The sequence below is a fragment of the Armatimonadota bacterium genome (genome assembly GCA_031081585.1).
Classification (GTDB): Bacteria; Sysuimicrobiota; Sysuimicrobiia; order Sysuimicrobiales; family Humicultoraceae; genus Geohabitans; species Geohabitans tengchongensis.
The window spans coordinates 99,373-110,831 of record JAVHLY010000005.1 but is presented as its reverse complement, the minus strand read 5'-3'; the positions used below and the strand labels follow the sequence as shown (position 1 = coordinate 110,831).

The following is an 11,459-nucleotide window of genomic DNA, read 5'->3' as shown; positions in this document are numbered from 1 at the left end:
CAGGAGGCCGTCGAGCCGCGCCAGACGCCGGATCGCGTCAAGCCCCGCATCCGAGGGTCGGGCGTAGCCGGGCCCGATGTAGTCGTCGTAGACCTGCACAGCCGCCTGGACGGGTGTCTCCTCGCCCAACCGGGCCCACCCGGCGGCCGCGAGTGTGGGGATCTCTCGAAGCAGCCGCTCTCGAGACCGGCTCACGCTGATGCCCACCACCTGGCAGTCGGGGAGCGCCGCCGCGACGCCCAGGGCGAGACCGGCACAGGTCGATCCGGTGCCCACCGCCACGATGACAGCGGAGGGACGAAGCCCCCGCTCGGCGCACTGGTCCGCCAGCTCCAGCGCGCACTCCAGGTAGGCCAGGACTCCAAGGGGGTTTGCTCCTCCCAGCGGCACGACTGCGGGGCGACCGCCGTGCTCCCGGTGGGCGCGGGCCAGGGCCTCCATGGCCTCGTCCGCTTCGGCGTCGGGGGCCTCGCCCAGGTAGTGGACGCGTGCGCCGAACAGGTGCGAGAGCAGGAGGTTGCCCCGAAGGTCCTGAGGGCGGCTGCCGGTGAGGACGAGCGCGCACGCGATGCCGAGCCGGGCGGCCACCGCCGCGGTGAGGCGGCAATGGTTGGACTGGAGGCCTCCCCGGGTGATCACCAGGTCGGCGCGGCGGTCCTCGCCGAGGATGAGGTCGAGCTTTCGGACCTTGTTGCCGCCCAGGCCGATCGGCGTCAGGTCTTCCCGCTTGATCCACACCTCGCGGCCGAGCTCCGCCGACAGCCGCGGCAGGGGCTCCAGGAGCGTGGGGCCCGGGAGGAGACCCAGGCGCGGCAGGCTGCTGAGCCGGGCCCGGAGGTCCGCCCCCACCCCCATGGCGTTCAACCGGCCTCCGGCGGGTCCCCGCCCAGGAGCCCTCGCAGGGCGAGGTAGTAGACTTCTGCCGCTGCGAGGACGTCGGAGAGCGCCATCGACTCTTCCGGGCGATTCACCTGCGCCGTGGTCCCAGGGCCGTAGATGGCCACGGGGATGCCCGCCCGGGCGAGGTGGGATCCGTCCGTGCCGTAGAAGACCAGCGGCTGCCAGGCCCCTACGCGCGGGGTGCGGCCGACGACATGGCGGTGCGCCGCGACGACAGCGCGCACGACCGGCGAGGTTGCCGGGACGAGGAAGGGGTACTGCTGGCAGAACGCGGGCGGTTCGCTCAGGACCACCTCCACGCGCACCCGGGCACGGTGGGCGGCGGGCCTCAAGTGGTGCAGCAGGTCTCGGCGCACCGAGTGCGGCGTCATCCCTGGGACCGTCCGGACGTCGATCAGGGCTTCGCACCGCTCTGCCAGCATGGACGGCAGGGTGCCCCCCCGGAGGACACCGATGTTCAGGGTCGGGAGTCCGGGGAACGAGGGGTGCGGCCGATACCGAAGCACGGACGCATCCAGCCCCGACAGCATGCGGACCATGGCCTCGACGGCGTTGCGGCCCGACGCGCGCTGGGAGACGTGAGCCGAGCGCCCTTCCACGACCACCCGGACCTGCGTCACGCCTCCGTGCGCCGTCAAGACGGTCAGGGCGGTGGGCTCACCCACGATGGCCCAATCCGCCCGGATGCCGGCAGCCAGGAGGGCACGGGTGCCCAGCCCGAGGGCATCGCACTCGCTCACCACCGCAGCCAGCAGGACCGTCCCGGAGGCTCCACGAGGGACGCGGTGGAGCCGGCGGATGGCCTCAAGGTAGGCCGCCAGGGCCGCCTTCATGTTGTTCACGCCGGCGCCGATGAGCTCGTCCCGGCGCACGCGGAGGCGGTAGGGCGCGGTCCGCCATCCCGGCGGGAGCGGCAGGGTGTCGAGGTGACCATTGAGCATGACGGTGGGACCGCGGCCAGTGCCGACGGGCAGCCGGCCCAGGACGTTGAAGCGCTCGCCCACGCGTTGCAGCTGGACCTCGAGCCCCATCTCCCGCAGCCGCCTGGCCATCCACCGACCGATCCGTGCCTCGCCACCGGAGGGGCTCGGAATACGCACCAGCTGGGCCAGGTCGCGGAGGAGGCGCCGTCGGGCACTCTCGGCGCTGCGGCCGGCAACGCCGGCGCGGGATCGGCCAGGTGTTCCGGCGCTCATGCGGCCGGCAGAGCCAGCGCCCGTAAGAGGGCGTGGAATCCGCGAACCGGCCCGGGGGAGGGCAGCACCGCCAGGGCCTCGGCCAGGATGGCCGCGTTGCTGCTCACCACGGGCCGCCCCACGGCTTCAGTGACGGCATCCAGCAGCGGGAGGGTCACCAGGCCCGTGCAGCTCACCAGCACCGCGTCGACATCACGAGCCGCGGTCTCGATGGCCTCCCGAAGGCGCGGCCCGGGGGTCCGTTGGAGGGTGTCGTCGTCCACGGCGGAGTCATACAGGCCGAGCAGGCGCTCGACCACGAAGCCTTCCTCCTGGAGGAAGGTGGTGAGGCGTGCGTTGATCTCCGGTGGATAGGGGGCCACGACGCCCAGCCGGACCGCCCGCAGGCGATGGAGCGTGCGAACCACCGCCGCCGAGGCCGTGAGGGTGGGCACCCCACGAGCGAGCAGCGCGAGGCGTTTGAGCAGGATCTCATGGCCCCGCCGTCCCCGGTAGAAGCTCGCACTGGTGCACGCCCACACGATCACGTCGGGGTGGACAGGCAACAGGGTCCGGATCGCCCCCGCCACCCCCCGGGTGGCGGCGGCGAGTCCGGCGTCGTGGACCCCCGTGTAGCGGACCCGGGCGACATGGTAGTCGACGTCCTCGGGGAGCGCCCGGCGCATCTCCGGTTCGAGGACTTGATCGCTTTCGAGCACGATCAGCCCCAGGCGTCCCGCGCGAGCGTACATGCCTACGTCCTCCGTTCCAGCAGGAGGTGCCCGCCTTCGAGGCGCCGGGCGCCCCACCCGGGGGGCACCCAGGTGGTCGCGGTCCGTTCCTCGACCACCACGGGTCCCTCGAGCGACCCCGTCGTGGGGACGGCGGCTCTGGGGAGGAACCGGCACGTCAGAGGTCGCTGGTGTCGGACCACGCCTTCCGCCTCCGGGGGGCGGTCGTGGGCCAGGTCGGCCTGCAGTCTGGGGGGATGGCGGCGCACGCGCGCCTGCACCCGGGCGTTCACGACCTCCACCCGGGACTCTGATTCGGCGAAGCCGAAGCGAGTCTGGTGGGCGTGGTGGAAGCGCTGGACGGCGTCCTCGAGCCGGTCCGGGTCGACGAGGATCGGGAGTTCGTAGGCCTGGCCTTCGTATCGCATGTCGAGGGCGAAGGCGACCTCCGGGCGCCCGTCGACCCCCCACTGCGCAAAGTCGTCTTGCGCCTGCCGGGCGAGATCCTGCAGGATCCTCCTGAGACCGTCGGAGGTCAGCGAGTCGCCGGCCAGGACGGTGCGTTCGTACTCCCGTAGGAAGTCCGCACAGAGCAGCCCGTAGGCCGAGAACGCCCCGGGGAAGGCCGGGATGACGACGCGCCGGATCCCCACGTCCTCGGCGACGGCTGCCGCGTGCAAGGGGCCGGCTCCCCCGAAGGCCATCATGGTGTAGCGACGCGGATCGTATCCCTGGTCGACGGACACCAGGCGAACGGCCTGCGCCATGCGGGCGTCCGCAATCCGCCGCACCGCCTCGGCGGTCTCCTCGACCGGCAGATCGAGACGCTGAGCGATGGGTCTCAGGCTTCGACGTGCTGCGTCGCCGTCGAGGGAGAGGTGCCCGCCCAGCAGGCGACCGGGGCGGAGGATGCCCAGGGCGCAGTTCGCGTCGGTGACGGTGGGGTGCTCTCCCCCACGGCCATAGCACGCGGGCCCGGGGTGGGCCCCGGCACTCTGGGGGCCGACCTGCAGGAACCCCCCCGGGTCCACCCAGGCCAGGGACCCTCCCCCTGCGCCTATCGTGAGGATGTTGAACATCGGCAGCGCGACCGGGTAGCCGTTGAGGCTCGAGCGCATGGCCACCTCAGGTCGCCCCCCGGTGATCAGGCAGACATCCGTGCTGGTGCCGCCCATGTCGAAGGTGATCAGGTGGCTCTCACCGAGGAGCCGTCCCAGAGCCACCGCACCCAGCACGCCTCCGGCGGGGCCGGAGAGACAGGTCCAGACGGCGAGCTCAGCGGCGGCCCTGGCGGGGAGCACGCCGCCATTGGACTGCATGAGGAGGACCTCCCCCCGGAAGCCCGCCGCGCGGAAGAGGTGGGCAAAGCTCTGGAGGTACCCTTGGACGACCGGAGCGACGTACCCATTGAGCACGGCGGTGCTGAACCGGTCGTACTCGCGGAAGCGCGGGAGGACGTCGGCCGAGGCACTGACGTACACCCCCGGCAGCGCGTCAGCGATGGCGGCGCGGGCCGCCCGCTCGTGGGCGGGGTTGCGGTAGCTGTTGAGGAACGCGACGACCACGGACTGTGGCCTGGCCCGGCGGAGGGCTCTGAGGACCCGGGCGAGGGAGGCGGGGTCGAGGGGATGCACGACACGGCCGTCGGCGGCCATGCGCTCGCGGACCTCGAACCGCAGGTCCCGAGGGACGAGAGGCTCGGGTTTGCGGTAGAAGAGATCCCAGATGTCGGTGCGCTCCTGGGTCTGGAACTCCAGGACGTCCCGAAACCCCCACGTGGTGACGACGGCGGTCCGGGCGCCCTTGCGCTCGAGAATCGCGTTCGTGGCCACTGTTGTGCCGTGCACGATCGTCGTGACACCCTCGAGGGAACCGGCCAGCGTCCGCGCGCCGGTGACAGCGCCGGCGGCTTGATCGTCGGGGGTCGTGAGGATCTTCTCCACGCGAAGCTGGCCGTCCGCATCGAGCCCGACGACATCCGTAAACGTCCCGCCCACATCGATGGCCAGGATCAGAACCTGCTCCGCGCCCGCCTTCACGGGTCTGGCTCCCCTCGACGGCGGAGTCGGGGCCGGGTGACCTTCCCCAGCCGGACATCCTCCTGGGCCCGCGCGGGGTCCCGCTCCAGGGGAGGCCCGTAGCCGCCGCCACCCCCGAGGCGTACCTGCACGAGGTCGCCGGGTTGGACGGGGCACTTGATCTTCGACGGAAGCCGTCGGCCGCGTCCGCGGCGGATGAGCCGGAAGGCCCCGCAGGTGCCATCTCCCCCTCCCGCCAGACCCCTCGGAGGGAAGCGGTGCCGGTCCGCGTATCCGAAGAACTCGACGCCGTCGGCCAGCACCCGGTACTCGCGCACCGCCCCCAACCCGCCGCGGAACTTCCCCGCCCCTCCCGAATTGGGGAGCAGCGCGTAACGCTCCACGCGCAGGTATGGGTGGTCCAGCTCCAGGGCTTCCACCGGCGTCACGCGGCAGTTGGAGAGGGGGGCATCGAGACCGTCCGCCCCGTCGCCCACGGGCGTTCCGCCCCACCCGCCGCCCAGGTCCTCGATGAAGATCCAGTAGCGTCCGTCCGCAAATCGTGAGAATCCGCTGGTCGTGTTGACGTGGAACCCGAGAGCCGGGACCCGATCCGGCATCGCCTGGGCCAACGCCAGCAGGACCGCGTCGAAGATGCGATAGGCTCCGCACATCCGGGCGCGCACGGCGAAGGGCGGCGTGGGGTTGAGCAACGAGCCCTCCGGGACGAGGATCTGGATAGGGCGATAGCATCCGGCATTGGCGGGAATGCGCCGGCCACCTGAACTCAGCGCCATCTTGATGACGCTGTAGGTCGTCGAGTAGGTGGAGCCCAGGGGCACATTGATGAACTCGGGGACCTGGGGGTGCGTCCCCGTGAAGTCGACGAGCAGGTCGGACCCCTGGACGGTCAGCGTCACCCGAATCGGGATCGGGTGCCGGGTGAAGACTCCGCTGTCAATGACGTCCTCCGCACGGTACACGCCATCCGGAATGCCGGCGATGCCCTGCCGGATCAGCCGCTCGGCATAGTCCAGGGTGGCCTCGATCCCGAGGCGCAGGGTGGAGAGGCCATACTGGCGTGCCAGCTCCTGAAGCCGGGTCGCACCGACGTGGTTGGCAGCCAACTGGGCCCGAAGGTCGCCGATGGTCGTCTGGGGTGCACGGACGTTGGCCGCGACGAAATCGTAGAAGATGCCGCCCGGGGCGAAGTCCCGGTCGGCGTTGAGCCTCAAGCCCGGCAGTCGCAACCCTTCCTGGAAGGTCTCGGTGGCGTCGAAGGTCAAACCGGCAGACGCACCTCCAATGTCCACGTGATGGGCAATGCTTCCCGCGAAGCCCAGGAGCTCTCCGTCGACAAAGACCGGGGTGAAGATGATGATGTCCTGCAGGTGCTGGCCTCCCTGGAAGGGGTCATTGATGACGAAGACTTCCCCCGGGGTAATGGTGCCGAACTTCCGCAGACACGCCGTCAGTGGGAGGGAGAGGGAGCTCATCTGCACGGGAATGTGCTCCGCCTCGGCAATGATCCGTCCTTGCGCGTCCAGGAGGGCGCAAGAACAGTCGCGCGCTTCGCGGATCACCGTCGACCGCGCGGCGTGGAGGAGATTTACGCCCATTTCCTCGGCAATGCGATGGAGGGCGTGCTGGAGAATGGTCACCGTCGCCGGGTCCACGAGACCTGTCATCCTCATCGTCGGCGGTCCTAGCCTCTGATGTTCGCGTGATCCTCGAGGATCACATTCCGGTGGATGATCTTACGCAGAAAGGCACGCGTCCGAGGGTTGGCCGGCGCGGTGAACATCCTATGCGGCGGGCCCTCCTCGACGATGCGTCCCAGGTCCATGAAGAGGACGCGGTCGGCCACGTCCTGGGCGAATCCCATCTCATGGGTGACGATGATCTTGGCCATCCCGGTCTTCGTGAGGCGCTTGATCACGTGAAGGACTTCCTCGACCAGCTCGGGGTCCAGGGCGGACGTGGGTTCGTCGAAGAGCATGATGCGGGGATTCATCCCCAGCGCCCGGGCGATGGCCACCCGCTGCTGCTGCCCACCACTGAGCTGGGCGGGATAGGCTTCCACCTTGTCCTCCAGGCCGACCTGGCCGAGCAGCTCCAGTCCCTTACGGTGAGCTTCGTCGCGGCCAAGGCCCTTCACCCAGGTCAGCCCGACGGTGACGTTCTGCAGGGCCGTCAGATGCGGGAAGAGGTTGAAGCGTTGAAAGACCATGCCCGTGGCACGTCGAAGCTGCCGCTGCGCCTCGTCGATCTGGCGGTGCGTCAACGTCTCTCCCCGGGCTCGCCGAAACACCCTCTCACCGTTGAGGCGGATCTCCCCCTCGTCCGGCAGCTCCAGCAGGTTCACGCACCGAAGGAGCGTGCTCTTCCCCGATCCGCTCGGGCCGATGATGACCACCACCTCCCCCGCCTCGAGCCTGAGGGAGACCTCCTCGACAGCCTGCACCCCGCCGAACCGCTTCGAGAGTCCCTGCAGTTCGAGGAGAGGAGCCACGACTAGGCCCTCGTGCCTTGGGTGGTCCGTCGTTCCAGCGCACCCACCGCCAGCGAGAGGGGGTAGCTCATGATGAAGTAGATCAGGGCCGCCAGGGCGTAGATCTCAAAACTCCGGAAGGTCACGGCCACCCGCAGCTGGGCCTGGCGCAGGAGTTCGGAGACGGCGATGGTGGCGGTCAAGGCCGAGTCCTTGAGCATGGAGATGAAGTAGTTTCCGACCGGTGGGAGGATCACGCGGATGGCTTGCGGCAGGATGATGACGTACATCAGGACCCACCACGACATGCCGATGGAGAACCCGGCTTCCCACTGCCCCCGGTCGATGGAGAGGATGCCCGCGCGATACACTTCGGCCAGGTAGGCCCCGTAGTTGATGCCCAGTCCGAGGACAGCGGCCGTGAAGGGTTCGAGGCGAATCCCAAACTGCGGCAGGCCGTAGTACAGGAGGAAGAGCTGCGCCAGCAGCGGGGTGCCGCGGATGAGCTCGATGTACCCGACGGCACCCCACTGCACGACGCGCGCCCGGCTCATGCGGCAGAGGGCTGCCACGAGCCCGAGGACGAGGCCCACCCCCATGGCGACGATGGAGATGTTGATCGTCGTGATGGCACCCGCCATCAGGAAGGGGAGGGCATCACGGATGACCTCGAGCATCTACTTCGCCGGGTAGAAGGGGACCCCGTACTTGCCCAGGATGCGGGCGATGGTGCCGTTCTGCACCAGTTTGGTCACGGCGGTGTTGATGGCTTCGAGCAGCTCTCGGTCCGCCTTCCGGAGCCCGACGCCAGCGTTGAAGCGCTCCTCGGGGATGTACTCTTTGACGATCTTGATGTTGAGCGTCGGGTCCTTCTTCAGCGCCCACGCCGCGCTGGGAGCTTCGAGGTACGCGGCCTCGATGCGCCCGTTGTTCAACTCGAGGATGATCGTGTTCTGGTCCGGGTAGACGACCAGCGTGGCGATGCCCTTCTTGCGCAGGTACTCGACGGTCACCGAGCCGGAGAGCACCCCGACCCGCTTGCCCTTCAGATCTGCCAGCCCCCGGATCGTCGTATTGTCCTTGCGCACGAGGATGGTCTCACCCGACCCGTAGTACGGGCGGGAGAAAGCAATGACCTTCTGGCGTTCAGGCGTGATGAACATCCCGTCGATGATGGCGTCGCAACGCTTGCTCGTGAGTGCGGGGATCAGTCCGTCCCAGGTTGTCCAGTGATGGCGCACGGCCACGCCCAGCTCGCGCGCAATCGCCTGCGCGATTTCGACCTCGAACCCCGGCGTGCGCTGGTCGGAGCTCGAGTACGGAAGGAGGCCGTCCACGGCACAGACGGTGAGGACCCCGGCCTTCTTGACACGGGCGAGGGACCCGTCCGCCGCTCCAGCGAGTCCGCTCGGCCCCAGGAGAAGCGCTGCCACCACCCAGAGCGCCAGCCACGTACGGTTCACGCTGTACCGCCTCCCTTCTCAAGCGCATCATGGTTCCCGAGCCCTGACGGGCCGGGGACGCCAGCGGCCAGTCCGTTGCCTGTGTGTCGGCTCCTCACCCCCTCTCCAGCAGACCGGCCCGGTGGAGCATGGTCTCCAGAGTCAGGCTGGTTCGCCGCCCCTCGGCTCCCAGGCGCCGGCGGACCAGCGAGGCCAGGACGTTGCAGAGACTGAGGCCCGCCACGCACGCGGCGGGTACGTCATCCGCACTGACCAGGAGGAGCTGGTGTGCGAGCGGGGCCAGCGGGCTGCCGGGGCTGTCGGTGATGGCCAGGACGTGGAGCCCTCGCTGGCGGGCGAACTCGGCCGCCCGGACAGTGAGGCTGGAGTAGCGCGACATGGCGATGGCGACGAGCACGCCACTGCCCTGGGCGGAGGCCAGCGGGTCCAGAGCCGTTCCCCCGCGGGCTTCAAGGAGGAGCACGTGCGGGCGGACCTGGCCGAGGTGCAAGGCGAGGAAGAAGGCCAGCGGGTATGATCCGCGGAGCCCCATGATGTAGACGACGCGCGCCTGCGCCAGCGTCTGCGCCGCGCGCACGACGCTGGCGACCGCGAGCCTCGACCGGGTCTCACGGATGCTGGCCTCGTCGACGGCCATCAAGCGGTCGAACAGTTCTCCCTCGGCCCGGACGCCATGCAGGTCGCGACGGATCCGGTCCACGGGGTGGAGGTCCTCGTCCAGCACTTCCCGGACGGCCCGCTGGAGGTCTGCGTACCCCCGGTAGCCCAGCGCCATGGCGAGGCGTACCACGGTGGAGTCACTGACTCCGGCCAGGGCGGCGACCTCCTCGGCGGACAGGAAGGCCAGCCGTCGGTACTGGCGTGCGAGGAGGTCGGCGACGCGGCGTTGGGCAGCGGGCAGCCGTTGGTACGCGCGGGCGAGCAGCGCAGAGAAACGCTCGGACTCTACCGGATGGGTAGTCGACGGGGCAGCTGTGAGATGAGGCCGGGCAGGCATCGTGAATGCATCTCTTCAATCTGAGAGCATCCTGGAATAGTTCCATTCAGCAACCAGCCCGGCGATTCCTCCTCCGGGTTTCCGATGCGTGTGCCGGCTTGGCCCTGGGGTCTTGTCCCGCAGCCTGTCAGAGGTGGGTCAGGGGGCGCTCGCCTCGGGGCTCCCTGCCTGGGGTCGAAGGTGGCGCGAGGGAAGGGGAAGGGGTCCGAGAACCAGGGGACATCCCCTGGACCAGGGTGGCGGTCAGCACGGCGAGCGCGCTCCACCGCCCCGGGGCGACGTCGGGGGCATCACGGGGCCTGGGGCCCCCCGCCGGCGCCCCTGCGCATGGCCGGCACGCGCCTTCACCCGCGCAGGGTGGCGGCGACGTCCTGGATGGCCTGGATGTGCTTCGCGGGCGAGTCCAATCCGGCGCCCATGGTCGTCACGCTGAGGTGCGTTCCCCCCATGGCGCGCCAGGCCTCGTACCCCGCGCGCCACCCGTCCGGGCCCGACTGGTAGGCGATGCGCCCTTCGATCCCGAAGGCCGCAGGGTCGCGCCCCGCCTCGCGCAAGAGGGTCCGCAGCCGCTCCACGATGCCGCGGTAGGTCTCCAGGTTGGCGGGCGGTCCCTGGACGGTGGAGGTGCGCAGCGTCCCCCCGGCCATCCACCCGTCGGCCAGTCGGGCGGCGCGGCGCAGCGCCGGCTCGGCGTGCCCGCCCATCCAGAGCGGGATCGGCCGCTGCACCGGCAGCGGGTTGATCCCCGCCTGGGTGATGCGGTGCCAGCGCCCCTGGAACGTCACGACCTCCTGCGTCCAGAGCAGCCGCAGGACGCGCACCTGCTCGGCCATGCGCCGGCCGCGCGTGTGGAAGTCCATCCCCAGCGCCTCGTACTCCACCTCGTTCCACCCGATGCCCACGCCCAGGCGCAGGCGGCCGCCGGAGAGGACGTCCACCTCGGCGGCCTGCTTGGCCACCAGCGCGGTCTGGCGCTGCGGGAGGATGACGATCCCGGTGGTCAGCTCCAGGCGGCGCGTCAGCCCGGCCAGGAAGCCGAAGAGGACGAAGGGCTCGTGGAAGGGGTGCTCGACGGTGTAGGGGCCGCGCCAGCCGGGACGGGGGACGGCGCCCAGCACGTGGTCGAAGGCCAGCAGGTGGTCGTAGCCGGCCGCTTCGGCGGCGCGGGCGAAGTCGGCGATGGCACCGGGATCGTTGCCGATCTCGGTCTGGGGGAAGATGGCCCCGAGGCGCACGGGCTCGCCTACCCCTGGCGGTCGTCCCGGTCGGCGCTCCCGCCCGCGCCGGACGCTTCCGTCCCGCCGCGCACGCGCATCACCTGCTCCGGGGTCTGGCCGAGCAGCAGGCGGCCGAGCTTGCGGTGGCCGACGGTGAGGTAGTGGCGCCGCCACACCTCCGCCACCTCCTCGCGCGTGGTGGCCGCGTCCAGGTCCGCCTTCACCTGTCGCAGGTAGGCGAGTTCCTCGTCACGGGACCGGAAGACTCGAGCCATCGTACCACTCCTGGGGGTTGGCTTCATCCAGGCTCTTCGCCGCCCAGGGGCCGGGGGCCTGCGGACAGGGCGTCGAGTTTCCCGGGACGAGCTTCACGTCGACGTCCAGGGTGGTCTCCCGCCACCCGTAGAGGAGCGCCGTGGCCCCGCCCGTGAAGTAGACGCGCGCCGGCTGCGGCACCCGTCGGCCGC

The 11,459-nt window shown here is 70.3% G+C and carries 12 protein-coding genes; all 12 read right to left on the bottom strand.

Going from position 1 to position 11,459, the window contains the following annotated elements:
* Positions 1 to 855 (bottom strand): pyridoxal-phosphate dependent enzyme (locus RB146_03465; protein MDQ7828039.1); only part of this gene is annotated, 855 nt, incomplete at its 3' end.
* A gap of 5 nt (positions 856 to 860) precedes the next feature.
* Positions 861 to 1,952: a M20/M25/M40 family metallo-hydrolase gene (locus tag RB146_03460; GenBank protein ID MDQ7828038.1), complete on the bottom strand. Its 1,092-nt coding sequence runs from the start codon at positions 1,950 to 1,952 to the stop codon at positions 861 to 863.
* Positions 1,953 to 2,092: 140 nt separating this feature from the next.
* Positions 2,093 to 2,827: an aspartate/glutamate racemase family protein gene (locus RB146_03455; GenBank protein MDQ7828037.1), complete on the bottom strand. Its 735-nt coding sequence runs from the start codon at positions 2,825 to 2,827 to the stop codon at positions 2,093 to 2,095.
* Between the two features lie 2 nt (positions 2,828 to 2,829).
* The gene (locus RB146_03450; protein MDQ7828036.1) at positions 2,830 to 4,845 is read right to left on the bottom strand and encodes a hydantoinase/oxoprolinase family protein; all 2,016 of its coding nucleotides are present in this window, start codon (positions 4,843 to 4,845) and stop codon (positions 2,830 to 2,832) included.
* Entirely contained in the window at positions 4,842 to 6,518 is a 1,677-nt protein-coding gene (locus RB146_03445) for a hydantoinase B/oxoprolinase family protein (GenBank protein ID MDQ7828035.1), read from the bottom strand. The genes RB146_03450 and RB146_03445 overlap by 4 nt, the downstream gene beginning before the upstream one ends.
* An 11-nt stretch (positions 6,519 to 6,529) precedes the next feature.
* The gene (locus RB146_03440) at positions 6,530 to 7,336 is read right to left on the bottom strand and encodes an amino acid ABC transporter ATP-binding protein (protein ID MDQ7828034.1); all 807 of its coding nucleotides are present in this window, start codon (positions 7,334 to 7,336) and stop codon (positions 6,530 to 6,532) included.
* 2 nt (positions 7,337 to 7,338) lie between these two features.
* Positions 7,339 to 7,992 carry an amino acid ABC transporter permease gene (locus RB146_03435; protein MDQ7828033.1) on the bottom strand — a complete coding sequence of 218 codons (654 nt, stop codon included), beginning with the start codon at positions 7,990 to 7,992 and terminating at the stop codon, positions 7,339 to 7,341.
* Positions 7,993 to 8,778 (bottom strand): ABC transporter substrate-binding protein, encoded by a 786-nt coding sequence (locus RB146_03430; GenBank protein ID MDQ7828032.1) that lies wholly within the window; start codon positions 8,776 to 8,778, stop codon positions 7,993 to 7,995. It abuts the gene before it with no gap.
* 94 nt (positions 8,779 to 8,872) lie between these two features.
* A complete protein-coding gene (locus RB146_03425) occupies positions 8,873 to 9,775 on the bottom strand; it encodes a MurR/RpiR family transcriptional regulator (protein MDQ7828031.1) in 903 nt (300 codons plus the stop codon).
* A gap of 344 nt (positions 9,776 to 10,119) precedes the next feature.
* Positions 10,120 to 11,010 (bottom strand): LLM class F420-dependent oxidoreductase, encoded by an 891-nt coding sequence (locus RB146_03420; GenBank protein MDQ7828030.1) that lies wholly within the window; start codon positions 11,008 to 11,010, stop codon positions 10,120 to 10,122.
* An 8-nt stretch (positions 11,011 to 11,018) separates the two neighbouring features.
* Entirely contained in the window at positions 11,019 to 11,267 is a 249-nt protein-coding gene (locus tag RB146_03415) for a hypothetical protein (protein ID MDQ7828029.1), read from the bottom strand.
* Positions 11,242 to 11,448, bottom strand: a complete 207-nt coding sequence (locus RB146_03410; GenBank protein MDQ7828028.1) for a hypothetical protein — start codon at positions 11,446 to 11,448, stop codon at positions 11,242 to 11,244. The genes RB146_03415 and RB146_03410 overlap by 26 nt, the downstream gene beginning before the upstream one ends.
* Positions 11,449 to 11,459: the final 11 nt, after the last annotated feature.

Bases quoted from the DNA above. Each gene is read 5' to 3' on its own strand.
- RB146_03445 (MDQ7828035.1), bottom strand. From the start codon at position 6,518: ATGAGGATGACAGGTCTCGTGGACCCGGCGACGGTGACCATTCTCCAG.
- RB146_03435 (MDQ7828033.1), bottom strand. From the start codon at position 7,992: ATGCTCGAGGTCATCCGTGATGCCCTCCCCTTCCTGATGGCGGGTGCC.
- RB146_03460 (MDQ7828038.1), bottom strand. From the start codon at position 1,952: ATGGCCAGGCGGCTGCGGGAGATGGGGCTCGAGGTCCAGCTGCAACGC.
- RB146_03415 (MDQ7828029.1), bottom strand. From the start codon at position 11,267: ATGGCTCGAGTCTTCCGGTCCCGTGACGAGGAACTCGCCTACCTGCGA.
- RB146_03425 (MDQ7828031.1), bottom strand. From the start codon at position 9,775: ATGCCTGCCCGGCCTCATCTCACAGCTGCCCCGTCGACTACCCATCCG.
- RB146_03455 (MDQ7828037.1), bottom strand. From the start codon at position 2,827: ATGTACGCTCGCGCGGGACGCCTGGGGCTGATCGTGCTCGAAAGCGAT.